Genomic DNA, 25,129 nt, shown 5'->3' on the forward strand with positions numbered 1-25,129 from the left:
CTTATCCTTCCTCCTCTGCTTGCAAACGGGTTAAGGTCTTCTCCGTTATCGCTGCTTGCTGCTTTGTAAGGGGCTTCTTCATGACTGCTTGATAAAAGTCGGCAATCATAGTTTGTGGGTTTTGCTCATTTGCCTTTCCTGTCAGCTGAGTAGCTGACAACTGGGTGCCTTCACGTGGTGGGTACTGAACTTCCACAAGGTCACCATAAATAGAAGCCAACGTTTGCCGTATCTGCCGACCTTTTGGATAATCAGTTAACTTGATACTAAATAAGTTGGCGCCACCACGCGCATACCGTTGATAGACAGTGGGCGACGTTACCTGTGCATAGCTACCTTCAACTAAAATCAAATCTTTTTTTGGATGTAAGGGGACAAATTCAGTTCTAAGTCCTTGGGCATCTAGATCAACAATAAAGACCCCTTTTGTCGTCTGGGCTTCCTTCGTATTAAATTTAATGGGGGAACCAGGGTATTGCATTTTTGCATTCGGGCTAGCCTGTTGTAAATGAAGATGGCCAAGGGCAACATAATCAAAGGCCGTAAATTGTCGTGCATCTAACCCCCGTAACCCACCAACGCGTGAATTCGTTTCACTAGTAAAATCATAGTCACCATTACCTTGCCCCGTTACATAATAATGAGTAACCAGCAAATGCTTTTTATTTGGATCAAATTGGGCAACCATATCTGGAACTACACGCTCCATAACTTGGCCAATCGTTTGCATGGAATGATCAGTCTGATCAACCTGGTAATAAACCCGAGCTGCTAAGGGATCAATGAAGGGCAACATGAAAACTTGAACATCTCCTAGGGTGACTGGTTCAAAAGCTTGGGCCAAGGTCGTTGCTAGATATAGATGATTATACTCTCGCCATTCACGACCAGCGCCTAGCCGGGTGGCCCCATCATGGTTACCTGAAACTGCAAAAATTGGTAACTTAGCTGTTAAGTTAAGTTCCCGTAGCATGCTTTCTAAGACATTGACCGCCTGAGTAGAGGCAATACTGCGGTCATAAAGGTCACCGGCAATGATAACCGCATCGACCTGTCGTTCCTCAGCCACCTTCAGCATTTCCTCAAAGGCCGTTTTTTGCTGCTCAAGCAGTGAATAATCACCCAATTCTTTACCGATATGCCAGTCAGCTGTTTGTAAAAACCGCATTACTCCCCCCTCCTAATATCCAAATAAAAAGTAAACATGGACCCATGTTTACTTTGATTTCCTACTTAAACTTAGCTCATGCAGTGATGACCGCCTTAATCTCCTCAAAGCGTTCTTGGATTAACGCCACGGACTGGGCCAATTGTTGCTCTTCTCCTGGCAATAAATCTAAGTGGGCTTCAGCTAGAATGCCTTGCCGTCCAACTACCGCTGGATAAGAACTATAAACCATTTGTCCTGGTCGCCGATGTGAGACAACCAATTGTGCATGTTCATTGGTTAAAATTGCGGTGGCTAAACGGACCGTGGCCGCAGATATACCATAACTTGTAAAGCCCTTACCTTGCGCTACTTGCATGCCACCAGCAATAACTGCCTGTTCAAGCTTTGTCTGATCAAGCTCTCGTTCTTCCAGCAACCCCTGAATGGGTTGTCCCAGCGCCTTGACCGTTGACCAAGCAACAACCTGTGAATTACCATGTTCGCCAAGCACATAGCCTTGAATGGAACGTGGATCAACTTGAAGCGCCTGTCCCAATAGACGTTGTAGCCGGGCCGTATCCAGTAATGTCCCTGTTCCGATGACCTGATTTGCCGGCAGACCGGTCAAAGATTGGAAAAGCGTGGCAATCACGTCCAAAGGATTCGACACGACAATTAAAGTGCCTTTAAAGCCACTTTGCTTAATCTGATCTGCCACCTGGGCTACCATCTGACTTGTAAACTGTAATTCTGCAAGTCGGTCACCGCTGGTCTGTGATAATTTTATATTACCCAAAGTTGAAATTAAGACATCGGCATCTGCCAAGGCCGACCAGTCGTTCACCCTGATGCTTGCATGATGGGTCAAATTAGCCATGGCATCTTCAAAGTCAAGTTGATTAGCCACCACCTTCTCTTCAGTATGGTCTAAAAAAACATACTCATCTGCCGTACCAGCAACCATCATGGCATGAGCCACGGCACAACCAACATTTCCCATACCGATAATCCCTACTTTTTTTGTCATCTCGTTATCCTCTCTACCAGTCTAAAACTAAGAACACCTTTCACCCTTATTTTATTATACCTTACTTACACTAAAGATATCGCTCGTCCGGTTTGAATACCAAGCTGCCCAGCCCATTGCCAACACTACTACCATAAAGGCAATGTTTTGACCTAGACCAGCTGGTGATTTAGCAAAAGCATGTCCATACCAGATAGGTCCAAGCGCAGCCATTAAGTAACCACCTGCTTGGGCCATGCCGGAGACTGCTGCAGTTTGCGCAGCCGTCTGTGTCTTTTTAACAAACATTGTCATTGTAAAAATAAAGAAAAAGCTTGTCACATAGCCCATAATCAACAGGATGGCCGCCCAATATTGGGGTGTCCCATCTAATTGGAAACAAAGCATCCCTGCCACCAAGAGCCCCAATCCTGTTGAAATCAAAATTAGCAGGTTTAACCATTTAGCTGATAATCTAATCACTAAATTTGGTAAAAACAAGGAGGTTGGCATACCAATCAAGGAATAAAGGGCCATTAACCAGCCAATCGTCACCGGAGGAACCAAGTGCACAGTCATTAAGGCCGGCATCCAGGCAACAGAAACATAATTAATCACGGACTGTCCACCAAATGTCATTAATAAGGCCCATGCACGTGGGTTCGTCCACAATCGTCTCACTGCTTGCGTTACTTCCTTATCCTTATATCCGGATCGCACTGGAAGGGAGACCGTATGCGCCCGTCGACGGGCTAGTAACCAACAGACCAGCGTGAAAATTGGAATAACTACTAAAACCACCATCATCACTTGCCAACTAAAATGGTCTACAACTGGTGCGGTTAAGATATTAAAAAAGGCAACCCCTAGCATAATCATCACCGTATACAATGACGTGTAGGCTCCTACTTGTAAAGGAAAATAGGCTGTAATCAAAGCAGGCATTAATACATTCAGATAGGCAACGCCCATCCCAATTAGGACGGTTCCAACCAGCATCGTGGTCATAAAAGGTAAACAGCGTAAAAGCGAACCTATCACAATCACCGAAACGGCATAGGTTAATGCACGCTTCAATCCTAATACCGCCATGGTTTTAGCCGCCCAATTTGAAATCAATAAAAACATAACTAAGGGAATCGTCGTTAAAATTGCTAAATGCGCTAGAGAAACATGCAGTGTAGCTGCAACTTGGTGCAACATTAAGGGAATCGTGGAGATGGGCGACCGCATCATTAAGCCCATCAAGATAACGGTTAAGGTTAACCAAACACTTTGCTGGCTGCTTTGTTTATTTATCAAAATTGTAAGACTCCTTTTCCATTTTTTGCACTTTAATAAAAGGTTGAATAAGTGTGGCAACCAGGCCACCAATGATTACCTGAGCACTATTAAGCGGCACTTCGACACTAGCAGTTTTAAGCGCACCCAACCAACTAAGCGCTGGGCTGGCTAACCAGAGTAATAATCCCCCTACAAGCCAGTAGCCGATAACCATAATCACTCCTCCTAAAAAGCTATAAACTAAGCGCGAAGTCGGTGTTGGCTTAGCATGGCCGAGGCACCAGCCCTCACTTCCATGAATCAGGGCAGAAAAGATTAACCACTGGGGATAGCCACTAAGCATGTCTAGCAAACCACCTGTTATGGCTCCCACTATGGCACCGGCCTTAGGGCCCCTAAGCCAAGCTGCCAAAAAAATCCCTACTTCAACGAGCGAAATAAATCCCGTCGGCGTAGGCAACTTGATGACATAACTCAACACTAAATTTAATGCCACCAGCATGGCTAATATGGTAAGTGATTTAATCCTTTGCGTTTGTTTCTTCATGTTGACCTCCTAGTCGGCGGGCCGATTGCCAGACCATCCCTAATGTTTGCTGCTGATCCAGGGGCAGACCAGATTGAATGGCCGCATGAACAAATTGTTTGGCATCTGTCACTGCAGTAAAGACCGACTGCTTTAGGGCCAATTGACTAGCGATAGCAGCTGAGAAGGTGCAACCAGCACCATTATTAAAGGGCGTGTTGACTTGGGGCTGGTACATAACGTTAACTTCATCAGTCGTCACTAATACGTCAACCGCTTGCCGACCTGCTAAGCGCTGACCCCCTTTTACGACAACTGCCTTAGGCCCGCTGACTTGAATTTTCTTAGCTGCTGCTATTAAACCTGCCTCATCAGTGATTTGATCCCACGTCAATTGGCTAGCTTCAACTAAATTAGGAGTTACCACAGTTGCTAAGGGAAATAAGGCTTCACTAAGTGTACGCCCCAGTGGACTTAATGTTGGTGCCCCTGCTTCCTTAAAAACCATCACCGGGTCGATAACGATCGGCAAGCCCAGTGGTAGAATGACTGTTTTTAAAAAATGAGCCACCATGGTCACTTGTTCAGGCGACACTAGCAGCCCTGTCTTCACCGCGGCCAACCCATCCAAGGTGGCCATTGTCGCTAACTGCTCCTTCAAGAGATTCGTAGCTAAGGGATGAATATGAAAATCCGCTGAGTCAGCAGTGACGATACTCGTCAGGGCAGACAGGCCTTGAAAACCATACTCGGTAAAAGTGGCCAAGTCTGCCTGAATGCCACCACCTGATAAGCTATCTGACCCACCGATTGTTATAATTCGTTTTTTCATCCTCATCACCTTCCCCTAGCTCATGTTTTCTAGTGTAGCATATAACGATTCTGCCACCATTTTACTTAATTGAAAAAGCTGGTGACCATATACACAAAAAAGGACCAACTCAAATTGAGTTAGCCCCTTTTGGATAAAGCTAATGGTTTACTTCACAGCTTCTTTAAGTGACTTTCCAGGTTTGAAAGCAGGAATCTTTGATGCAGGAATCTCAATTTCTTCCTTAGTCTGTGGGTTACGACCCTTACGAGCAGCCCGTGAACGTACTTCAAAGTTACCAAAACCAATCAATTGAACCTTTTCACCCTTTGCCAAAGTATCTTGGATTGAGGCGAACACAGCATCCACCGCTGCTGTGGCGTCTTTCTTAGTCAAACCAGTTGCAGTTGCAACATCGTTTACCAATTCTTGTTTGTTAGCCATGTGTCTTATCCTCCTAAGGTTACTAAAAAATATTAGTTCTTTAAAATGAAATATAGCCTAAGCCACTTCAATTCGATAACTAGAATAGCATAAATCACCCGGGTAAACAACGTTTTTTAGATTAAAAACGTTGCTATCATGCGGTTTTTGGGGTTTTTGACGGATAAAACCCCATTACTACCTTGAAATCATCCTAGTCCATCCAAACTATACTCACTATTTACGTGCACGTTTAATGACATGGATTGGCGTCCCTTCAAAATCAAAGGCCTTTCGGATTTGATTTTCTAGGAAGCGTTCGTATGAAAAGTGCATTAATTCTGGATCATTGACGAAGACGACAAAGGTTGGTGGCTGGATGGCTACCTGAGTAGCATAGTAAACCCGCAGCCGCTTACCGTTCTTAGTTGGCGTGGGATTCATCGCCAAAGCATCCATAATGACCTCATTTAATACGGCTGATGGAATCCTACGCTTATGATTTTCATCAACCCGCTTAATCAAATCAGGTAACTTATTTAATCGTTGCTTCGTTTTTGCTGATACGAACACAATAGGTGCATATGAAAGGTACTGGAACTCTTCACGAATATGGGCCTCAAACTCATTCATTGTATGAGTATCTTTTTCAATCGTATCCCACTTATTCACGACAATAATGACTCCGCGACCAGCTTCATGAGCATAACCGGCCACGTGTTTATCTTGCTCACGAATCCCCTCTTCAGCAGTGAGTACCATTAATACCACATTAGAATCATCAATAGCCCGCATAGCTCGCATAACCGAATACTTTTCGGTTGATTCATAAACCTTACCCCGTTTACGAATACCGGCTGTATCAACCATTACGAACTCATCACCTTCAGGACTTACAAACTTTGTATCTATTGCATCTCGAGTGGTTCCAGAAACATCTGATACAATAACCCGTTCCTCACCTAGTAAGGCGTTTACAATGGATGATTTACCCACGTTAGGCCGACCAATAATTGAAAAACGAATGGCATCCTGATCCTCTGGGTCACTCTCGGCTGGAAAATCCGCCACTACCTGATCTAAAAGATCCCCTACCCCAGTCCGGTGTGTTCCAGAAATGGGATGTGGTTCTCCAAAACCAAGGGCATAAAATTCATAAATATCTGCCCGTAAGGCTTGATTATCAACCTTATTGACTGCTAGGATTACTGGCTTTTTGGACCGATATAAAATCTTAGCAATATGTTCATCAGCTTCAGTGACCCCTTCTTTAGCCGACACCACAAAAATAATGACATCCGCCTCATCAATGGCAATTTCTGCTTGTTGTGTAATCTGAGTCATGAAAGGTTCATCACGCATATCAATCCCGCCAGTATCAATCAGGCGAAATTCATGGGTTAACCAATCTGCGCGGGTATAAATACGGTCGCGCGTCACCCCTGGGGTATCTTCAACAATTGAAATTCGATCCCCAGCAATTTGGTTAAATAACGTGGATTTGCCGACATTAGGGCGTCCCACAATTGCTACTACTGGTAGTGCCATCACAGCCTCCTTTAGGTTTATTTCTTACCTTGTGGCATGTCGTCATTAGGACTAGTGAATTTAAGTTCACTTATCCTTCCTACTAGCCGGTATGCTTTCCTTATTTTACCACGGTTTGCATACCACAAGTATGATTAAAAAATTAAGCGTGTACCAGGCATTAACCTGGTACACGCTTAATAATTAACTATTTTAAATAGCGTAATTAGTCAAACTTCTTAAAGATATCACCAAAGGCGTCACCTAAAGTAGCTGAACCCTCATCCTCTGAAGTTGAGTAGTTCTTTGGTGCACGGTCTTGACGTGGACGACGTTGACGGCGTGGACGCTCGTCATTGTTGCCTTCTTCACTACGTGCAGGTGCTTCTTCCAAAGCCTTAATTGACAATGATAGACGCTGACGTTCTGGGTTAACATCCAAAACCTTAACTTGTACCTTGTCACCGGCCTTCAAAACGTCGGCTGGGTTATCAACATGCTTGTGTGAAATTTGTGAAACGTGGACCAAACCTTCAACGCCTGGGAATACTTCCACAAAGGCACCAAAGTCTACGACACGCTTAACAGTTCCCTCAAGAACAGCACCTTCAGGAGCATTTTCTTCAATGTTCTCCCATGGTCCTGGTTGAGTAGCCTTGATTGACAATGAAATACGCTCACGTTCTGGATCCAAGCCCAAAATCTTCACCTTAACGTCTTCACCAACAGACAATACATCTGAAGGTTGTGAAACACGCTCATGTGAGATTTCAGAAACGTGAACCAATCCATCAACACCACCAAGGTCAACAAAGGCACCGAAGTTAGTCATCCGCGCAACCTTACCTTCAACGACATCGCCAACTGACAATTCGTTAAAGATGCGCTCCAAAGCTTCTTTACGCTCTTCATTAAGCACTTCACGACGTGACAAGATCAAACGACTCTCAGCTGGATCAATTTCAATAATCTTAGCCCGAATAGTTTGTCCCTTGTACTGGTTCAAATCTTGGACAAAACGGTTTTCAATCATTGATGCAGGGACGAATCCACGTACGCCATCTACATCAACAACCAAGCCACCCTTAACAACTTGTGTTACGGGAACTTCAACAATGTCATCTACGCTATACTTGCTTGCGACTTCCTCCCAAGCACGACGAGCTTCAAGGCGACGCTTTGACAATAGGTATGAGCCACCTTCTTTGTCAGAACCGATAGTTGATACAACCACCAAGTCCAAAACATCTCCAACCTTGACAAGATCATTAACGTCAGCATCACGGTCTGAAGTTAACTCACGCAAAGGAATGACACCTTCAACACCAGCGCCTTCAATACCGACAATAATTTGACGGTTATCATCAATAGCCAAGACTTCACCCTTAACCACATCGCCAACCTTTACTTCGGCTACGCTATTAAGAGCTTCCAATAGCTCGTTGTTCTCTTCGTTCATTACAATATATCCTCCTGGTCACACGACTCTAAAAATCATTATACAAGTAAAGCCTAATAATTACTAGGGTTGGGACCAACTTTCTTTATCTTTTACTTAACTTTTCTGCAATTAAGGCCTTAGCTTTGGCTACAACCTGGTCAATAGTTAAGCCTGTCGTATCTAACTTGACCGCGTCTTGAGCCTGTTTTAACGGTGATAATGCACGATGGGAGTCCAAGTAATCGCGCTCTTTAATGGCCGTCTCCAGTTCTGCAAGGGTTTCAGTTTGATTAATACCCTTAGCTTGGTTTTCTTTATAGCGACGTTCAGCCCGTTCTTTGACGGATGCCACTAAGAAAATCTTCACCTGGGCCTGAGGCAAAACTGTTGTTCCAATATCACGCCCATCCATCACCACGTTCGTACTTTGTGCTAATTCACGCTGCTTGGCCGTCATGACCTGGCGTACCGTTTGATAGGCTGCCACTACTGAAACATGTTCAACTACTGCTTGTGATCGGATAGCTGCCGTCACATTTTGACCATCCAAAAAAACTTCTTGCTGGTCTTCCCCAGGAGCAAACGTGACCACCAACTTAGGTACAAGTTGACTTACCGCTTGCTCATCTTGTGGATCGATTTGGGCCTTTAAAACCGCTAAAGTGGCTGCACGATACATAGCACCAGTATCCACGTAAACATAACCTAAATCCTGAGCGATAATCTTAGCGATTGTTGACTTACCGGCTGATGCTGGCCCGTCAATTGCAATTTGAATTGGTTTCATTTTTTTGTCCTCATCTGTCCTTTTTTTGCCTCAACTGGGCTTAAGTCCATAAAAAAAGCAGTCCCCACTTGGCAACTGCTCACTTTAGCGCTACTTTACCCGTAACTTTTGACCAGCATAAATGTTAGTCAAATTCACACCGGGATTCAATGTTTGTAATTCCTGTTGAGAAATACCGGCATTTGCTGCTACCCGGTAAGCACCTTGCCCGGCTTCAACGGTGGCATATTGCTTATCTTCTTGACTCGAACTACTTGAGCTACTCTCTTGGTCAGTTTCTGAACTAGCCTTGGCCGCTTCTTTTTCACTTTCACGTTTAGCCTCAGCTTCACTGGCCGCCTTCTTTGAACTAGCTTTCGCAGCCCGTTTTGAAGCAGCTCGGGCCGAACTTTCCTTTGCTCGATCGGTCACCTTCGTGTCTGAACTTTCACTAGAAGACGTCGTCCAAGCCGTTTCAGTATTTTCTGGGCGATTTAACGTTTGTAAATAATTATAGACGGGCACAAATGATAAAACGACCACTAACAAAACTAAGATGCCAACTGTCATGCTGACCCGTTTTGACTTACGTCGATGTTCTGACCGCGAGTACTGGCTAGGTTGTTCATCTTTAAAAGATGCCTCCCAAGGCTCATTTTGTTTTTCTTTATCGGTCATATTGGCCTCCCCAAATCTCTTAAATACTAGCTATTACAATACACTGTTTTTTTGTTTCAAACTAGCCCTTTTTTTAATTCCTTAAGCTAATTTAAAAAGTTTTTTTAGCTGATCTGACCAAGGTGTTAACGTCGACTTATGCCGCCCAGTTTGTTTAGCTACCAGTCCAAGCGCCTCAAGTTTCAAGTTTGCTGCACCTGAAGATTCATTTACATCTACACCTTCAGCACTACTTTGATTAAAGTAATGCATCAGTTGTGCCCGTAAATGTTCATTGGCTTGAACATATTGTACCAGCTGATATAAATCAGTTTGGCGTTGGCTACGCCGTTGCCCAAAAAAGGCTTTAACCTGAGGAATTGAATAACCAGCCAGGTCCAAGTAGTAGGTTAGCAAACGTTGTTGGACATCTGCAATACCCGTCCGTTCTCCCTGCTTAGTTGCAAACCGTTCAATCGTTTGCGAACTAGGAATACCCTGATCAATTAAATGCAACTGAAGACGTTCATCACCAGGCACATAAAGCGACACAGCCAGCGCTGGTTGGCCATCCCGGCCGGCGCGGCCAATCTCTTGTAGATAACTTGGTATGTCACTGCTCAAGTGGTAATGAATCACATAGCGAATATCAGCTTTGTCAATTCCCATCCCAAAAGCGGAAGTGGCCGCAATGACATCAATATCACCAGCCATATACTGCTGTTGAATCCGATAACGGGCTACCTGATCTAAGCCACCATGATAGGCAACTACCTGGCGACCAGTCTCAGTTTGCAACCAATTCGCCATCGTCGTTGCCAATTTGCGACTCGAAAAATAAATAATTCCGGGTCCCCTAAGTGTCTGCACCAAGGTCAACAAACGTTGGTCTTTAGCTTTATGGTCAGGTAATTGTTCAGTGTGTAAGTGAATATTTGGCCGATCAACGGACTGAACATAGGTATACCAATCATCGGTGGCCCCAAAAGCTGTTTTGAGCTCTTGGATCATGGTAGGGGTTGCCGTTGCTGTTAGCATTAAGAGCTGTGGTCGACCTAACGCCTGATGTAAAGTCGGTAAAGATAAGTAATCTGGTCGAAAATCCGGGCCCCAACTAACCATCGTATGTGCTTCATCAATCACCAAAAGGTTAAGACGAATGCGTTTAAAAGCTTCTATGACCGCCTTTTGGCCTAACATTTCTGGGGAAATAAAAACAAATTTGTAATGACCCAGCTGCTGCAAGACAGCCTGTTTTGCAGCTCCAGTCAAAGTAGAATTTAACGCTACCACAGCAGATTCGCCCATGTAATTAAGTCGGGCCACCTGATCTTGCATCAAAGATAAAAGCGGGGTCACAATAACTACCGTTCCAGGCCGTAAATACCCCATCATTTGATAAATCAAGGATTTACCAGCACCGGTTGGTAACATGGCTAATGTTTGGCGCCCAGCTAAAAGGGCTGACAGTACTTCCTTTTGACCAGGTTTAAAGCTACTAAATTGAAAATGGTCTGCCAAGACCTGATATAACCGTTGGTCATCCGGCATCATGATCACCTCCCAACTTAGTTTCATGAATTTCATACAGACGAAATAGGAAAAACTCATGGGGATCATCAGTCTGCCGCACCCTAGCAAAGGTCCATTCATCAATGGATCCCACTAACCTTTGCTGAAAGTACGCCCTGATGCGCTCAGTTAAAAACAAGGCGTAGGGAAAATCTGCCAAAGGCAGCCAAATAGCAGCCGTCAGTAAATGCTCACGAATGGTCCCCACTTTTAACCCTCGCTTTTGACTTATCGCACTTAGTGACCATCCAGCTTCCACCGCTGATAAGGTTTGGCGAGCACTTGAACTCAACCCCCTCGGCTGGGCAAAGTGTTGGGCAAAATCTGTTAAAGGCCCCTGTTGTTTGGTCGTTGCTAACCAGACTAATAAGCTAACATACATATCTGTTTGCCAAGCCCAATAATCAAGCTCATCGTAATGGGATGGCAGCTGGACTTGATCATCGTTTAACCCTGCTATCTGGTGACCAGGCCAGGTAGCAATCCACTGATCTGCCTCTTTAGGCGCCAATGTTTTTAAAAAAGCTGCCAATTGATCTGCCCACTCTTGAATTAACTGTGGTGACTTTGCCTGCATAAACCAATGCTTCACTGCAAACATATCAGCAGGTTGAATTTGTAAAGGATAATAGTGGCGGTTATGGTAAGCCCATTCTGACAGCACCTGATTAGCTAGTAAAAACACATCTCGAAAATGACCTACCTGGTATTTCTGCCAGGCACTAAAAAAGCGGGGCTGGTAATGAACTTGTTCAAACTCGCTCCTTTTAGCCTGGCCCATTGTAGTTAATCGGTATTGACCTGGGCTTACCATGCTCAAAGCGCCGGCTTGTTGCCAGGTTGCGACCGCTTGATCAAACTGTTCTTTTTTTAACTGAGGCAAAAAACCCGCTATGGATAGCAATCCGTAGCGGAGTCCCCAATATTCAGTTGATACTGTGGCCTGTTTACGCAAAAGGCCATATAAGACGCGGCTCCGACGGGCTTGCGTCGCTGAAAATAGCGTTAACACATGTGCATCAGCCATCGTCGCCTCCTTTAATCAACTAATTAACCTGTCGTCTTAAACGTAAAATAATATTTTTAAATGGGAAAAGCATGCATCCTACCAGGATGGTTAAGATTAACCCTTCCAAAAGGTTAAAGGGTACCACCATCCATAAAAGATAGTGCTCGAGCCCAATTGTTTTAGCAATATCGAAATTAGCTAAAAGGGCATACAAGGGAATCGCATAAATCCAGTTTAATAGTACCATACTGGCCGTCATAGCTAAAGTTCCAATGGTGCCTCCCTTTACCAGCGCGCTCACTGACCACTCTGCTTTTCGATTCAAGGCCCAAATTAGGGCCGTCAGTAACAGCCCCATCGCCACAATATTCATTGGTAAGCCAATATAACCAGCTGGTCCGCCACCATCAAGCAAGAGTTTAAGAAGTGACCGTAAACATAAAATGCCATAGCCTGCCCTTAAGTCCATTAAAACAGCCCCAAGAAAAATTGGCAGAAAGGAAAGATCTAATTTTAAAAAACTAGCGGTTGGAATCAATACGACTTGCCCAACCAACATTAAAACAAAGGACATCGTCGCCAATAACGCAATGACACTTAAACGTTGGCTATGTTTCATCAGTTACCTCCAATACACAAAAAAGCCTTTTCTAGATCCAGGGCGACCTAAAAAAGACAGTCATGTCTATTACTAAGTTCTTCTGCATACCAGACTATACTGTCGGTCATGGATTTACACCATGTCAACCAGTTACCGTTTAGATAACTGGGTCGCGGACTCACTTTCGCTTACCGCCGGTCGGGAATCTCACCCTGCCCTGAAGAGTTTTGATTAACTTTGATTAAATTATCAAAATTATCCTGTCCGCGGGTCAAGCGTTTTAAAGCCGGCCAGCCGATTTACGGAAAGTCTTCCCTTGTTTCAAGGCTTGAACTTCCTCACGTCGCAAAGGTCGATATTCACCTGGTGCTAATGAGGTAAGGTCTAGGATGCCATATCGCTCACGGGTTAACTTCAATACCGGATGGCCAACTGCCTTCAACATTTCTTTGACTTGATGATAACGACCTTCATGGATGGTTAAACGGACAATTGCTGTTTGCTTTTGCTTATCAGCACCAATAATTTCAGCCTTAGCAGGCGCCGCATGGAAGGTTTCATGGCGGTGATTGACAATGGTGTGCACTGTGACCCCCTGCCGTAGGGTCTTTAATTCGTCATTACTAGGGATGCCCTTCACCTTTGCGACGTAGACCTTCTCCATTTGGAAACGTGGATGCATCAACTGGTTAGCTAACTCACCATCATTAGTCATTAATAGGGCACCGGTTGTGTCGTAATCCAGGCGACCCACTGGGTAAATACGCTCTTTTACATCGGCTACAATGTCCATCACCGTTAACCGATCTTTATCATCATTAACCGTTGTCACCACCTCACGTGGTTTATTTAACAAGTAATAGACTAACCGTTCGCGTCCTTCCAGGGGTGCACCATCAACTTCAATATGATCATGCGGTTCAACTTTCGTCCCTAATGTCCTGACCACCTGACCATTAACTGTCACGCGACCTTGGGTAATTAAATCTTCTGAAGCCCGCCGTGAAGCGACCCCCGCCTGTGCCATTACTTTTTGTAAACGTTCAGCCATGTGATTCTCCTTTATCTATATCCATTATCTCTTGGTCGAGCTTGAATTGAGAGCTATTAACTTGCGGCATCAAGGGGACTGTCTCCTCTTTTTGCGCTTGGAGTGCATTTAAAGCATCAGCCGTGACCAACGGTGGTAAATCAGTCAAGGTGGTCAAGCCAAAGTAATTCAGAAAATAATCCGTTGTGACGTAGAGATAAGGGCGACCGGGTTCGTCTGCTCGTCCCTTGGTTTCAATTAAATTATGCAAAACTAATCGTTGAATGGTCGCCGCTGAATGGACACCCCTTATTTCATCTACTGCAATCCTGGTCACCGGCTGCTTATACGCAATAATGGCTAGCACCTCAAGGGAGGCTTGCGACAGGGCTGTCGTCAAGGGAGCCGTAAAGTAGCGATGGATGACCGAAGCAATGTTAGCCTTAGTTACCAGGCGATAACGCTCATCCGTTTGCATCAAGGCCAGACTAGAACTTGGATCATGATCATACTTTTGGGCTAAGTCTTCTAGTAAACCTTGCACGGCTGGCTTATCAAAATCAGTGGCCGCGGCAATTTCAGCCACCGAAATACCTTCATCACCAGCAACAAATAATAAACCTTCGACCTGTTCCAAACTATCCATTCTCGTTTTTATCCTCACTAAAATCAATTGTTTCATAGGGTCGTGGCCCACTTTGCACGTTAATTGTCCCAAAGGCATCCGCTTGTTCAATCAGCAAACATTGATGCCGCACGAGTTCTAACATACCCAAAAAAGTTGTTACCATTTTCTCCCGATTATCTTGGGGATCAAAAAAATCAGCAAACGTCATCCTGCCACGTTCCCTAACCTTTTGCATAATGTCCCCCATTTGTACTTGTAAGGACCATTGCTCGGCTACCATTGTTCGCGCCGCAGGCTCCGTCAATTGTCGACGCCGAATCATCTTAGCAAAGGCTGTTTGTAAATCACTGAGGGCTACTCCTGCAGGTAAAGGTGCCTTTTCTATATCAGCTGGCGGACTCATTGGCAAGCGAGAAAATTGTAACTGACGCTCCTCCTCACGTTCTCGCAACTCAGCGGCCGCCTGTTGATACTTTTGATACTCTAACAATTGGTTAACCAAATCAACCCGTGGGTCTGGCTCATCAACATAGTCAGCCAAGTCTTCATCAAGGTCTACGTTATCATTTTTTGGAATAAGATAAGTCGCTTTAATTGACATTAAGGTTGCAGCCATCACTAAAAATTCACCCGCAATGTCCAAGTTACGTTCTTGCTCTGCTTGTAAAAAAGCTAAATACTGCTGGGTGATTAAGACAATCGGAATATCAAAAATATCCACCTCACTAGTCTTTATCAGGTGTAGTAGTAAGTCTAGGGGGCCGTCAAAGTCTGCTAAATGATAGGTTACTGTACTAGCCATGGTCTTGTTGTCGCCACCTTGTGATCATCTTTTGTGTCGTCATTGTTCCCATTATCACCTGGTTTGGGTATTGCTGTTGCAAGGCGTCCAATACCACCTGGCGGACCGCTCGCCGACGATTTCTAGGGACTTCAGCGCCAACCACAATTAAACGCACGACGATGGTATGATAAGCTTCTTCAATCCCCACTAAAGCAGTCATATGATGGGTCGCCTCATCCTGCCAAAGTAATAAGTCACGCTTTGAATCTGCCTGATACCAGGCGTATTCTTGTTGAGCTGCCGCAAACTTATGAAAGGCTGGTAAATAAGACAGTAGCCCAATCGCAATTTTAGGCTGATCTTTTTTTACATTAACTAACATACTCTCTCCTCTCATTAAGCTCGCGGATGCGTGCGCTTATAAACTTCAGTCAGCCGCTTATCTGATATATGGGTGTAAATTTGGGTTGTTGAAATATCCGCATGCCCCAATAATTCTTGAACAATCCGTAAATCTGCTCCGTTTTCTAAGATATGGGTTGCAAAGGAATGGCGTAGGGTATGGGGGGAGACGGTCTTATCAATTCCAGCTTTTTTAACCCAACTCTTAATCAACTTCCAGATGCCTTGCCGGGTTAATCGATGCCCATGTTGATTCAAAAAAACGACATGGGCATCCTGCTCTTTGCCTAATAAAGGACGTCCCTCTGCTAGATAGCGTTGTAACCAGTCAGCAGCAATATCACCAATCGGTATCAAACGCTCTTTATCCCCTTTACCAAGAATCTTTAACAGTCCTAAATCTAAATGCAAATCATCCAAGCTGAGATTAACGAGCTCAGAGACCCGTAGCCCCGTTGCATAAAGCACCTCCAAAATAGTCCGATTGCGAATGCCAACCGGGGTTGTGGTATCCGGGACCGCCAACAGGGCGTCTACCTCATCCACTGTCAAAACGGCTGGTAAATGCTGACCAGCTTTGGGGGTGTCTACTTGATCCATCGGGTTACGCTGAATCCAGCCTTGTTCAAGGGCAAATACAAAAAACTGACGCAAGGTAGAAACCATATGCACAACGGTACTCTTCGCTTTTTTTGTATCAGTAAGATAACGTAAAAAGGCCATGATGTCGTAACGATCAACCTTTTCCAGCGCTAAAGGGGACTTTTGATCAAGCTGATAACTAAAAAATTCACGCAAATCTTGCTCATAAGATAACCGTGTATTCAAAGATAAACCACGTTCAACGGCTAGGTAATGAACAAAATCAGCAACTTTGTCAGTTACTGGTTGAGGTAGCCCTAGTCTAGTCATGCTTGGTCGTCATCTCCACTAATCACCAAATGGATGCCATCACCATCTTGGCGAATTAAACGCTGCTTATATAAATGCCCAACGGCCCGTTTAAACTGACTTTTTGACATACCAAAATAACGTTTGATGGCTGCTGCATCTGACTTATCCGTATAAGGCAGGCAGTGATCACCCTTTTTTTCAAGCAAAGTTAAAATCATCTGGGCATCATCGTCAATCGCTTCGTAGGCCCGAGGACGTAGTGAGAGGTTTACATTTCCATCATCACGAACCCCAATCACTCGTGCCTCCAATACTTCGCCCAGTCGAGGTTCTCGTAGGCGTTCACTTGGATGGATAAAACCAAAGTGATAATCCTGTGTTATCACTAAAGTGCCAGCCATCTTTAAACGATAGACAGTTGCTTTTACATTTTTATTGCGCAGACTAGGTTTGGCAGGAATACGGACAGCTTGCAACAATTCCGGTGTGATTAATTCACCCCACAACCGTTCTTTCTGATCAACTCGTAAGGTAATCATGAGCCGATCTCCACGTTGGGGCCACAACTCTTTAATCGTTGGTAACTCATCCAAAGAAACCACCACGTCCTTATTAGGCAGACCAATATCAACAAACACCCCTAAATCCCGCCGAATATCTGTCACCTTTCCCCAAGCATAATGACCTAGGCGTACATCTGGAATGTGTTTGGTTAATTGTAAGCGATGGGCGTCATTTTCATAAGCAAAACCAGTTACTAAGCCACCAATATGTAATGGTTTTTCCAGTTCTTTCTTATCAATTTCATATGTTAGGCCGTCCACTTGTCCGAAATAATGATCATCATTTTCATCGGTTACCTTAGCCGTGAGTATGTCACCAACCCGTTTTGTCATCTCATTGACCCCCTGTCAATTTCACCTATTACCAAGTGGCAATAAATCTTTCATATCATCTAAGTGTACCAGATATCCCCTTTAAATGCAGGTTCGTAGGCTAATTTTATCGAATAAAAAAACAGCCTCGTCGGCTGTTAAACGCTTCACTTTAATTGTTTACTGGTACTCGTTTCAACAATGGACGCAACATAATAGGGGCAATAATCGTTGAAACGATAATAACCACGACAAAACTTGCAAATTCGTCAGCGGTTAGAATATTGGCCTGTAGACCAATCTGAACCACTACCAGCGCCATTTCACCACGCGATACCATTCCAGCACCAATTGCCCGACTAGCTGCTGGTTGAATGCCCGTCAAACGTGCACCAAAACTAGCACCGTAATATTTCGTCAAGACAGCGAGAATTGTAAGCACAATCAACATGGGTAACTCAGCCCCAAAATGATCTAAATTAACTGCTAGTCCAATGGAACCAAAGAAAATAGGGAACAGAGTCCAATCTCCAATGAGTTGACTATAGTGCAAAAGTTGCCCAGAACGAGACCACTTTCGTGTTAACAAACCAAGCGCAAACAGAACTAAGGGCAAAAGAGCACTGACACCAATGCCTGAACCTCCTAGTAGCAAGGCATAGGTGCTAACCAAGAGTAATGCTAAGACATCATCAATCACTGCCGCCCCTAAAACAACTGAACCCACCAGGGTCTTTAATTTACCCTGCTCGCTTAAGACAGCAATTGTAATCGAAATCGATGTTGCAGCGAAGACAATTCCCCAAAATATTGCCACCTGCAAGCGGTCTCCAAAACAAAGGGCCGCTATTGGAAAGACAATTAACGGAACCAAAACACCCATTACAGCCACTGACGTTGCGGACTTAAAATTATTTTTCAACTCCTGGGCATCCGTTTCTAACCCGGCGTTAAACATCAGCAAAAGGACTCCAATTTCACCGATTTCATGAATGGTAGCACTATTGGGCACCCAGCCTAATAATGCGGGACCTACAATGACCCCAGCGACGAGCTGGCCGACGACCATTGATAAGCCAATTTTTGTTCCCAACCAGCCAAGTAACAATGCACTAACTAAAACTACTCCTATCATCACTATCTCCATCGTTTACCCCCTAAAAAAAAACACTTCAAAACCAACTAGTCCCCCAACTAGTTCGTCTTGAAGCATTAGCCCAACCGACAATATATTAATATGTAGACCTAACTACTTACCTTCAAATAAATGATCAAATGGTGATTGACCAGTATTAGCCACCTGCGTTAAGAAAATCTTAATTGCTGTTTGTGTTGTCAAACCTTGTGACTTGAAGATTTCATCAGCCCGATCTTTCACTGTGTCTTCAACTCGCAATTGAATTAACTTTTCTGCCATCTTGCTCTCCCCTTTTTATAACTTTCTATGATTTCAGTAGTATACCATAGTTTTGCCTTGGTACCTACTGGTACTTTCCTTAGCACTTACCCAGATTTTCATAAAAACTAGATAGAGAAATTATAATATCATTTATGGTTACTGTCAAAAACAATCGTCACTGGCCCATCATTCACTAGTTCAACTGTCATATCAGCACCAAACGCCCCCTGTTCGACTACTAAACCACTTTCACTTGCTAAGCGCTGATTAAAGCAATCATACATCTGCTTAGCAAAGGTTGGTTCACCAGCCTGAGTAAAACTAGGCCGATTCCCTCTACGTGTATCAGCAAAGAGGGTGAATTGTGAAATTGATAGGATAGCTCCTTTCACATCCTGAATGCTTAAGTTCATTTTACCCATTGAATCATCAAAAATCCTTAAATGACTAATCTTACGTACAAGATAGTCAATATCAGCATCCGTATCGGCATCCCTAATCGCTACTAGCAAGAGGTATCCCTGTCCAATGCGCCCTAAAATAGTACCATCTACACTAACCTGTGCCCTTTTAACCCGTTGTAAGACAATTTTCATTACTTAAATGCTCGCTTTACTTCATAAACATCCTGAATATTACGAATACTATCTATAATATGCTGTAATTGCTCCAGATTATGAACACCAACGGTCAATGTTATTTTGACACTATTACCATGATCTAACCGGCCATTAACTGAATTCAAGGATTTGGTGGTATTATTTACTGTCCTAATCACGTCATTTAATAACTTTCCACGATTATTTGCTAATACCAGCAAATCGGCTTCATACTCAGCCTGCTTAAGTTCTGCTGCTTGCCCCCAATTAACATCAATTAAAGGCTGTCCTTCACGCTCAATTGCTTTTAGGTTAGGACAGTTGACCCGATGTACGGAAACACCACGTCCCTTGGTCACATAGCCAGTGATAGCATCACCAGGTACCGGAGTACAACAGTGACCCAGTCGAATCAAAAGGTTGTCAGCCCCTTCAACTACGACGCTCCCCTTAGCATTACGCTTAGTTGGTAACTTCTTGCCCCCCTTTTCTAGGGTCGCATGCTCTTCTAAAATAGCGCGTTGTTGTTCAGCCTGACGGGCTTCTTCTTCAGCTTGACGCTTGGCCTCAGTCATTTTATTGACCACCCCATGGACATTCAAATCACCAAACCCAATGGAGGCATACATATCATCAACTGATTGAACATGACTTTTTTCAACCGCATGTTGTTCATTATCAACCGTCATGATTTCATCCGGATCGTAACCAGCGGCTTGAACAGCTATCATCACCATGTGGCGACCAGCTTGAATATTTTCACTTTTGTCCTGTTGACGGAAATAACGCCGAATTTTATTCCGGGCACGACGAGTTGCAACTAACTGTAACCAATCTCGGTTGGGCTTAGCATTGGGCGACGTGATAATTTCAACGATATCCCCCGTTTTAATCTCATAATCTAAGGGGACCATCCGGTCATTTACTTTAGCCCCGGTGGTATGATTTCCCACAGTCGTATGAATGCCATAGGCCATATCTAAAGGCCCAGATCCCTGCGGTAATTCGATTACATCACCTTTGGGGGTAAATGCAAAGGTCCGATCAGAAAAGAGATCGCCTTTTACCGATTCCATAAAGTCATCGGCATCCTTAGCTTCATCCTTTAACTCTAAAATGCCTTGAATAACGGTTAACTTTTGCTGGTCATCGCTCTTTACATCCGCTCCGTCTACTCGGCCTTCCTTGTAAGCCCAATGGGCCGCTACACCAAACTCAGCTACCTCATGCATCTGGTGAGTTCTAATTTGAACCTCCATTGGCCGCCCACCTGGTCCAACCACTGTCGTATGCAAGGACTGATACCCATTGGCCTTAGGCAAGGCAATATAATCCTTAAATCGACCCGGCATTGGCGTCCAGCGGGCATGAATCATCCCCAAAACTGCATAGGTGTCTGGAACCGTATCGACAATCACACGCACAGCTGATAAATCATAAATATCTTCAAAGGCCTTATGCTTATCCACCATCTTGCGATAAATAGAATAAATATGTTTAGGCCGGCCATAAACATTCACATGGGATAATCCTAGGTCACTAATCGCCGCTTTAATTTCTTCAACTGCAGTTTGCACGATGGCTAAGCGTTCTTTACGCCGTAACTTCATCTTTTTGGCAATATCATGGTAGCTATCTGAATCTAAATACCGTAAGGATAAATCCTCCAGTTCCCACTTAATCGTCATGATTCCCAGTCGATCAGCTAAAGGCGCATAGATTTCCTGGGTCTCAGCTGCAATTCGCCGCTGCTTTTCAGGACGCAAGGCTTCTAGGGTCCGCATGTTATGTAGCCGATCAGCTAATTTTACAATAATAACCCGAATATCCTTTGACATCGCCAACAATAACTTACGATGATTTTCCGCTAGTTGCTCGCGTGAGGACTTGTACTTAATTTTGGATAATTTAGAAACACCATCTACAATAATGGCCACATTATGACCAAACCTTGCCTCTAAATCCGGCAAAGTGGCATCTGTATCTTCAATAACATCATGTAGGTAGCCTGCAATGACCGTATCGGGGTCCATTTTTAAATCCGCCAAAATACCAGCCACTTGGATGGGATGCATAATATAAGGCTCACCAGATTGGCGCCGTTGATCCTGGTGCAACGCCTTGGCAAAATCATAAGCCCGGTCAATCTCAGCTACATGTTGCGGACTCATATAAGATGCCACTGACTGATGCACATCAGCTGCTGTTAAAACCTTTGCTTCTACCATAACTTATCTTCCTTCACTTCGCGAACTTGCTTGCATATTCCTGCCAACAAATGGCAGCTATAATTAGTTTACATTGTACCGCATGTGCTGACTGACTTATAGGGGCGGCACAAATCTTTTTATTTAACCCCACGTTTAGTGACTTGGCTGCTCTTTTAATACAACATTATCAGCACCTAACAATTCTACTAAGGCCTGATGAGTAGCTTGCCCTTCATTTAGCCACTCTGTCTGCGGTAATAAGACACTTCGGTCTTGATCAGCATAAACAACGACAACTGGTATGGTACCAGGATGCTGTGCAATAAGCTCAGCCAAGACTTTTTCTTGGCCCGCCTGAACAACCTGGTCGGATAACCGTAAATACCAACGTTTAGCCGCCTGGTCTTGCTTAGGTGGTAGGCTAATCCTATTAGCGACCAGTTGGATTCCCTCACCATGCCGCGCTTGCTCGACCTTACCCGTGACCATCAAAATCTGATGTGGCGCTAATATGGATGCACTCTGTTGGTAAAGGCGTGAAAAAACAGTGACTGATAAGCGACCCGTCAAATCACTCACGTCTATAAACGCCATTTGGTCACCCTTCTTGGTGCGAATCACCTTCACTTGATCCACAAAAACCAGTAACGTAACCGATGCCATATCGACCATCAAATTAGCAATCGACTGGTGGGGCAAAGATTGGAAAGCCTCTAAGGGATGTCCACTTAGGTACACTCCCAGGTAGTCCTCCTCAAACGCCAATTGTTCACTTTGACTGTATGGTGCAACCTGACGTGGTTTGGGAACGACCGCTTCAAACAAGGACATCGACTCACCTGCCAACCCAACCGCATCAATATACCCCTGCAAGGAGGCCAAAAGTTGCTTGCGGTTAGCATCAAATTCATCCAAGGCTCCGGTTACCACTAGTGGTTCCAATAATTCTACCTTACGAAACTTATTTGGCAATCGACCAATGAATGCCATCAAATTGGGATACGGTCCTTTTGCTAACCGATCCGCAAGCAAGGCCTGCCGGAAGTCCTTCCGTAAACCTTTAATCGATGCCAAGCCCATTTGTAATTGACCCTTTTGATTAACCGTATAGCCTTGAAAGCTTTGATTGATGTTGGGTCCCACAAGCTGAACATGCGCTTGCCGTGCTTCAGCCAAGTACGTCCGTACCTTAACATGATCCATGATGGCATCATTTAAAACCGCCTTATAAAAGGCTAGCGGATAATGGGCTTTTAAATAAGCTAATTGAAAGGCTAATTTAGAATATGCCACTGAATGCGATCGATTAAAACCATATTGGGCAAAAGTTTCAATATAACCATAGACTTGTTCAGCTAATGCTTTCGAATGGCCCTTTGCTTTAGCACCCGCTAAAAAGTCGGTTTTAACCGTGGCTAATTTAGCCGCATCTTTTTTTGACATGGCGCGCCGTAATAGGTCGGCTGCCCCTAGACTAAAGCCAGCAAAACGTTCTGCAACTCGCATCACTTGTTCTTGATAGACAATAATGCCATAGGTCGGAGCCAAAATGTCTGCCACACTCGAATCTAAGACCACAGCCTCTTCTTTGCCATGCTTACGCGCAATAAAATGGCCGATATTTTGACTTGGACCTGGTCGAAATAAAGCATTGGCTGCCACAATATCTTCAAAACAATCTGGTTTTAGCTGGCGTAACATGTTTTTCATGCCAGCTGATTCAAATTGGAAAATACCATTTGTTTGGCCAGCTTGAAACAAGGCTAAGGTAGCTGGATCGTTTAAGTCAATCTCAGCCAAGTTAAAGTGTGGATCTGTTTTAGCTACTTGGCGCAAAGCCGTATCCAAAATGTTTAAATTTGAGAGGGCTAAAAAATCCATTTTTAACAAGCCTAAGCGTTCAACTGGTCCCTTTGTTAACTGCGTAACCAAGCGACCATCTTCACCTTCTTGAACGGGGATAACATCTACGATAGGGTCAGCTGAAAGCACCACTCCCGCTGCATGAAGGGAACTATTACGTGGTAAACCTTCTAGCTTCTTAGCCGTTTCAAAAAGCAACTTCCCGTCAACAGGTAGGTCTAAGAGTGCATTCCGAAAGGCTTGTGACTGTTCGTAGGCTGCCGCTAAGGTAATATTTAGTTGGCGTGGAATTGTTTTGGCCAATTGGTCTATCTGATTGGGATTTAAGCCAAAAGTACGGGCCACATCGCGAATAACTGCCCGCGTACTCATTGTTGAAAAGGTAATAATTTGGGCTACACGCTTATGCCCGTATTTCTGATGTAAATAGTCCAAGACCTCTTCCCGTCGGTCATCGGGGATATCAATATCAATATCAGGCATTTGGGCCCGCTCCGGGTTTAAAAAGCGCTCAAATAGCAAGTCGTAGGTTAGCGGATCAACATCCGTAATGGCTAAGGCATAGGCGACTAAGGAGCCAGCTGCCGAACCACGTCCAGGACCAGTCCGAATTGCTGCCTCATGGGCAAAGCGAATCACATCCCAAACAATTAAAAAATAATCATTAAACCCTAATTCATTGATAATTCCCAACTCTTTTTGCAAACGCTCTTGATAGCTAGCCTGAGCGGCTCTTTGTTGACCAAGGCGCTTATTTAACCCTGCCTGGGCTAAATCATATAAATAACTAGCCGCGGTTTTACCCGTAGGTAAGCCAATTGATGGTAAGGTGTTTGTTGTTTTTTCGAGGGTAAAACGGCTATGTTCCGCAATCCAATCAGTTGTTAAAACTGCATCTTGCAAATCATAATCGGCAAACTGTTTTTTCCAGTCATCTGGCGCTGGTAAAAAGGCAGTGGGTGTTTGTCGACGTGCTAAAGCGACATTGGCAAAGGTCTCCCCCTGCCCAATTTTTTTCACCACTTGCGCTGCAAACTGATCCTCTGGATTAGCATACTCTACCGGATCCATGGCTACCAAACGCATTTGATACTGGGCGGCCAATTGCTTTATCCGCGGCAAAGTCGGCCCAAGCATCATTGTAGACACCCCTAAAAACAAATGGTCCTTTGGAATGTAGGTTAACAAATTAGTTAACAGGTCTTCACTTTGCTGTTGATCGTCCATCTGTAAGAGAACCGTCAGTTCACTTACACTTGGCACCACTACAAAAAGACCAGGTAACAAGTCGGCTACCTGCTCCAAAGTCAATTGCCCCCTTGGCTGACTTGCTAAACGACTACTCAAAGCCAACAGATGCTGGTAACCGAGTTGATTTTCCACCAACAATACCAGTGGGTAGGCTTGGTTTAAAACCACCCCTCTAAGCTGGGCAGTTAAGCCCAAAATTGGTTGAATATCGGCTGCCTGAGCAGCTTGGTAAAAGTTATCGAGACCATAGAGGATATTTTCATCCGTTAAGGCCACCGCCGAATAGCCCTTTGCCTTAGCATCTTGTACTAAAACACTTGGCAACATGGGACTTTTTAATAATGAAAAAGCTGACTTTGTTTGCAAAGGGACCATCAGGAACTCCTTTCTAAGGGGTAATGAACAAAAAACTAGCCTCGTG

The 25,129-nt window shown here is 44.3% G+C and carries 24 protein-coding genes and 1 riboswitch; all 24 genes read right to left on the reverse strand.

Annotation, left to right across the window (positions count from 1 at the left end; translation table 11 throughout):
* Window position 1 precedes the first annotated feature (1 nt).
* Window positions 2-1,168: an exonuclease SbcCD subunit D gene (locus G414_RS0101570; RefSeq protein WP_022791116.1), complete on the reverse strand. Its 1,167-nt coding sequence runs from the start codon at window positions 1,166-1,168 to the stop codon at window positions 2-4.
* A 76-nt stretch (window positions 1,169-1,244) separates the two neighbouring features.
* Window positions 1,245-2,177 (reverse strand): L-lactate dehydrogenase, encoded by a 933-nt coding sequence (locus G414_RS0101575; protein WP_022791117.1) that lies wholly within the window; start codon window positions 2,175-2,177, stop codon window positions 1,245-1,247.
* A gap of 54 nt (window positions 2,178-2,231) precedes the next feature.
* Window positions 2,232-3,458 (reverse strand): MFS transporter, encoded by a 1,227-nt coding sequence (locus tag G414_RS07090; protein ID WP_022791118.1) that lies wholly within the window; start codon window positions 3,456-3,458, stop codon window positions 2,232-2,234.
* Entirely contained in the window at window positions 3,448-3,987 is a 540-nt protein-coding gene (locus tag G414_RS0101585; RefSeq protein WP_022791119.1) for an ECF transporter S component, read from the reverse strand. The genes G414_RS07090 and G414_RS0101585 overlap by 11 nt, the downstream gene beginning before the upstream one ends.
* A complete protein-coding gene (locus G414_RS0101590; RefSeq protein ID WP_022791120.1) occupies window positions 3,962-4,798 on the reverse strand; it encodes a bifunctional hydroxymethylpyrimidine kinase/phosphomethylpyrimidine kinase in 837 nt (278 codons plus the stop codon). Before G414_RS0101590 ends, G414_RS0101585 begins: the two co-directional genes overlap by 26 nt.
* A 147-nt stretch (window positions 4,799-4,945) precedes the next feature.
* Window positions 4,946-5,221 carry an HU family DNA-binding protein gene (locus tag G414_RS0101595; RefSeq protein WP_022791121.1) on the reverse strand — a complete coding sequence of 92 codons (276 nt, stop codon included), beginning with the start codon at window positions 5,219-5,221 and terminating at the stop codon, window positions 4,946-4,948.
* 216 nt (window positions 5,222-5,437) lie between these two features.
* Window positions 5,438-6,748, reverse strand: coding sequence for a ribosome biogenesis GTPase Der (gene der / locus G414_RS0101600; protein ID WP_022791122.1), 1,311 nt, complete (start codon window positions 6,746-6,748; stop codon window positions 5,438-5,440).
* A gap of 205 nt (window positions 6,749-6,953) precedes the next feature.
* Window positions 6,954-8,186, reverse strand: coding sequence for a 30S ribosomal protein S1 (rpsA, locus tag G414_RS0101605; RefSeq protein ID WP_022791123.1), 1,233 nt, complete (start codon window positions 8,184-8,186; stop codon window positions 6,954-6,956).
* A gap of 85 nt (window positions 8,187-8,271) precedes the next feature.
* Window positions 8,272-8,955: a (d)CMP kinase gene (cmk, locus tag G414_RS0101610; protein WP_022791124.1), complete on the reverse strand. Its 684-nt coding sequence runs from the start codon at window positions 8,953-8,955 to the stop codon at window positions 8,272-8,274.
* A 90-nt stretch (window positions 8,956-9,045) separates the two neighbouring features.
* Window positions 9,046-9,612: an SAG1386/EF1546 family surface-associated protein gene (locus G414_RS0101615; RefSeq protein ID WP_022791125.1), complete on the reverse strand. Its 567-nt coding sequence runs from the start codon at window positions 9,610-9,612 to the stop codon at window positions 9,046-9,048.
* A gap of 81 nt (window positions 9,613-9,693) precedes the next feature.
* Window positions 9,694-11,145 carry a RecQ family ATP-dependent DNA helicase gene (locus G414_RS0101620; RefSeq protein ID WP_022791126.1) on the reverse strand — a complete coding sequence of 484 codons (1,452 nt, stop codon included), beginning with the start codon at window positions 11,143-11,145 and terminating at the stop codon, window positions 9,694-9,696.
* Window positions 11,132-12,190: a helix-turn-helix domain-containing protein gene (locus G414_RS0101625; RefSeq protein ID WP_022791127.1), complete on the reverse strand. Its 1,059-nt coding sequence runs from the start codon at window positions 12,188-12,190 to the stop codon at window positions 11,132-11,134. Before G414_RS0101625 ends, G414_RS0101620 begins: the two co-directional genes overlap by 14 nt.
* A gap of 19 nt (window positions 12,191-12,209) precedes the next feature.
* Window positions 12,210-12,791, reverse strand: coding sequence for an ECF transporter S component (locus G414_RS0101630; protein ID WP_027694488.1), 582 nt, complete (start codon window positions 12,789-12,791; stop codon window positions 12,210-12,212).
* Window positions 12,792-12,864: 73 nt separating this feature from the next.
* Window positions 12,865-13,002, reverse strand: a riboswitch (FMN riboswitch).
* A gap of 51 nt (window positions 13,003-13,053) precedes the next feature.
* Window positions 13,054-13,824 (reverse strand): pseudouridine synthase, encoded by a 771-nt coding sequence (locus G414_RS0101635; RefSeq protein WP_022791128.1) that lies wholly within the window; start codon window positions 13,822-13,824, stop codon window positions 13,054-13,056.
* Window positions 13,817-14,449 (reverse strand): SMC-Scp complex subunit ScpB, encoded by a 633-nt coding sequence (scpB, locus tag G414_RS0101640; protein ID WP_022791129.1) that lies wholly within the window; start codon window positions 14,447-14,449, stop codon window positions 13,817-13,819. The genes G414_RS0101635 and scpB overlap by 8 nt, the downstream gene beginning before the upstream one ends.
* The gene (locus G414_RS0101645) at window positions 14,442-15,233 is read right to left on the reverse strand and encodes a segregation and condensation protein A (RefSeq protein ID WP_022791130.1); all 792 of its coding nucleotides are present in this window, start codon (window positions 15,231-15,233) and stop codon (window positions 14,442-14,444) included. The genes scpB and G414_RS0101645 overlap by 8 nt, the downstream gene beginning before the upstream one ends.
* Window positions 15,226-15,597, reverse strand: a complete 372-nt coding sequence (locus G414_RS0101650; protein ID WP_022791131.1) for a hypothetical protein — start codon at window positions 15,595-15,597, stop codon at window positions 15,226-15,228. Before G414_RS0101650 ends, G414_RS0101645 begins: the two co-directional genes overlap by 8 nt.
* Window positions 15,598-15,611: 14 nt before the next feature.
* Window positions 15,612-16,529: a site-specific tyrosine recombinase XerD gene (gene xerD / locus G414_RS0101655; protein WP_022791132.1), complete on the reverse strand. Its 918-nt coding sequence runs from the start codon at window positions 16,527-16,529 to the stop codon at window positions 15,612-15,614.
* Window positions 16,526-17,407, reverse strand: a complete 882-nt coding sequence (locus G414_RS0101660; protein ID WP_022791133.1) for a CvfB family protein — start codon at window positions 17,405-17,407, stop codon at window positions 16,526-16,528. Before G414_RS0101660 ends, xerD begins: the two co-directional genes overlap by 4 nt.
* A gap of 151 nt (window positions 17,408-17,558) precedes the next feature.
* Window positions 17,559-18,533, reverse strand: a complete 975-nt coding sequence (locus G414_RS0101665; protein WP_022791134.1) for a cation:proton antiporter — start codon at window positions 18,531-18,533, stop codon at window positions 17,559-17,561.
* 102 nt (window positions 18,534-18,635) lie between these two features.
* Window positions 18,636-18,803, reverse strand: coding sequence for a type II toxin-antitoxin system RelB/DinJ family antitoxin (locus G414_RS0101670; RefSeq protein ID WP_022791135.1), 168 nt, complete (start codon window positions 18,801-18,803; stop codon window positions 18,636-18,638).
* Window positions 18,804-18,931: 128 nt separating this feature from the next.
* Window positions 18,932-19,381 (reverse strand): D-aminoacyl-tRNA deacylase, encoded by a 450-nt coding sequence (gene dtd / locus G414_RS0101675; protein ID WP_022791136.1) that lies wholly within the window; start codon window positions 19,379-19,381, stop codon window positions 18,932-18,934.
* Window positions 19,381-21,612 carry a RelA/SpoT family protein gene (locus tag G414_RS0101680; RefSeq protein ID WP_022791137.1) on the reverse strand — a complete coding sequence of 744 codons (2,232 nt, stop codon included), beginning with the start codon at window positions 21,610-21,612 and terminating at the stop codon, window positions 19,381-19,383. The genes dtd and G414_RS0101680 overlap by 1 nt, the downstream gene beginning before the upstream one ends.
* Window positions 21,613-21,747: 135 nt before the next feature.
* Window positions 21,748-25,083, reverse strand: coding sequence for a DNA polymerase III subunit alpha (locus tag G414_RS0101685; protein WP_022791138.1), 3,336 nt, complete (start codon window positions 25,081-25,083; stop codon window positions 21,748-21,750).
* Between the last annotated feature and the right edge of the window lie 46 nt (window positions 25,084-25,129).

The sequence above is a fragment of the Weissella halotolerans DSM 20190 genome (assembly GCF_000420365.1).
GTDB classification, from domain to species: Bacteria; Bacillota; Bacilli; order Lactobacillales; family Lactobacillaceae; genus Weissella; species Weissella halotolerans.

Coding starts and splice junctions, on each gene's coding strand:
- G414_RS0101570 (WP_022791116.1), bottom strand. CDS start 1,168: ATGCGGTTTTTACAAACAGCTGACTGGCATATCGGTAAAGAATTGGGT.
- G414_RS0101575 (WP_022791117.1), bottom strand. CDS start 2,177: ATGACAAAAAAAGTAGGGATTATCGGTATGGGAAATGTTGGTTGTGCC.
- G414_RS0101585 (WP_022791119.1), bottom strand. CDS start 3,987: ATGAAGAAACAAACGCAAAGGATTAAATCACTTACCATATTAGCCATG.
- G414_RS0101590 (WP_022791120.1), bottom strand. CDS start 4,798: ATGAAAAAACGAATTATAACAATCGGTGGGTCAGATAGCTTATCAGGT.
- G414_RS0101595 (WP_022791121.1), bottom strand. CDS start 5,221: ATGGCTAACAAACAAGAATTGGTAAACGATGTTGCAACTGCAACTGGT.
- der (WP_022791122.1), bottom strand. CDS start 6,748: ATGGCACTACCAGTAGTAGCAATTGTGGGACGCCCTAATGTCGGCAAA.
- rpsA (WP_022791123.1), bottom strand. CDS start 8,186: ATGAACGAAGAGAACAACGAGCTATTGGAAGCTCTTAATAGCGTAGCC.
- cmk (WP_022791124.1), bottom strand. CDS start 8,955: ATGAAACCAATTCAAATTGCAATTGACGGGCCAGCATCAGCCGGTAAG.
- G414_RS0101615 (WP_022791125.1), bottom strand. CDS start 9,612: ATGACCGATAAAGAAAAACAAAATGAGCCTTGGGAGGCATCTTTTAAA.
- G414_RS0101620 (WP_022791126.1), bottom strand. CDS start 11,145: ATGATGCCGGATGACCAACGGTTATATCAGGTCTTGGCAGACCATTTT.
- G414_RS0101625 (WP_022791127.1), bottom strand. CDS start 12,190: ATGGCTGATGCACATGTGTTAACGCTATTTTCAGCGACGCAAGCCCGT.
- G414_RS0101630 (WP_027694488.1), bottom strand. CDS start 12,791: ATGAAACATAGCCAACGTTTAAGTGTCATTGCGTTATTGGCGACGATG.
- G414_RS0101635 (WP_022791128.1), bottom strand. CDS start 13,824: ATGGCTGAACGTTTACAAAAAGTAATGGCACAGGCGGGGGTCGCTTCA.
- scpB (WP_022791129.1), bottom strand. CDS start 14,449: ATGGATAGTTTGGAACAGGTCGAAGGTTTATTATTTGTTGCTGGTGAT.
- G414_RS0101645 (WP_022791130.1), bottom strand. CDS start 15,233: ATGGCTAGTACAGTAACCTATCATTTAGCAGACTTTGACGGCCCCCTA.
- G414_RS0101650 (WP_022791131.1), bottom strand. CDS start 15,597: ATGTTAGTTAATGTAAAAAAAGATCAGCCTAAAATTGCGATTGGGCTA.
- xerD (WP_022791132.1), bottom strand. CDS start 16,529: ATGACTAGACTAGGGCTACCTCAACCAGTAACTGACAAAGTTGCTGAT.
- G414_RS0101660 (WP_022791133.1), bottom strand. CDS start 17,407: ATGACAAAACGGGTTGGTGACATACTCACGGCTAAGGTAACCGATGAA.
- G414_RS0101665 (WP_022791134.1), bottom strand. CDS start 18,533: ATGGAGATAGTGATGATAGGAGTAGTTTTAGTTAGTGCATTGTTACTT.
- G414_RS0101670 (WP_022791135.1), bottom strand. CDS start 18,803: ATGGCAGAAAAGTTAATTCAATTGCGAGTTGAAGACACAGTGAAAGAT.
- dtd (WP_022791136.1), bottom strand. CDS start 19,381: ATGAAAATTGTCTTACAACGGGTTAAAAGGGCACAGGTTAGTGTAGAT.
- G414_RS0101680 (WP_022791137.1), bottom strand. CDS start 21,612: ATGGTAGAAGCAAAGGTTTTAACAGCAGCTGATGTGCATCAGTCAGTG.
- G414_RS0101685 (WP_022791138.1), bottom strand. CDS start 25,083: ATGGTCCCTTTGCAAACAAAGTCAGCTTTTTCATTATTAAAAAGTCCC.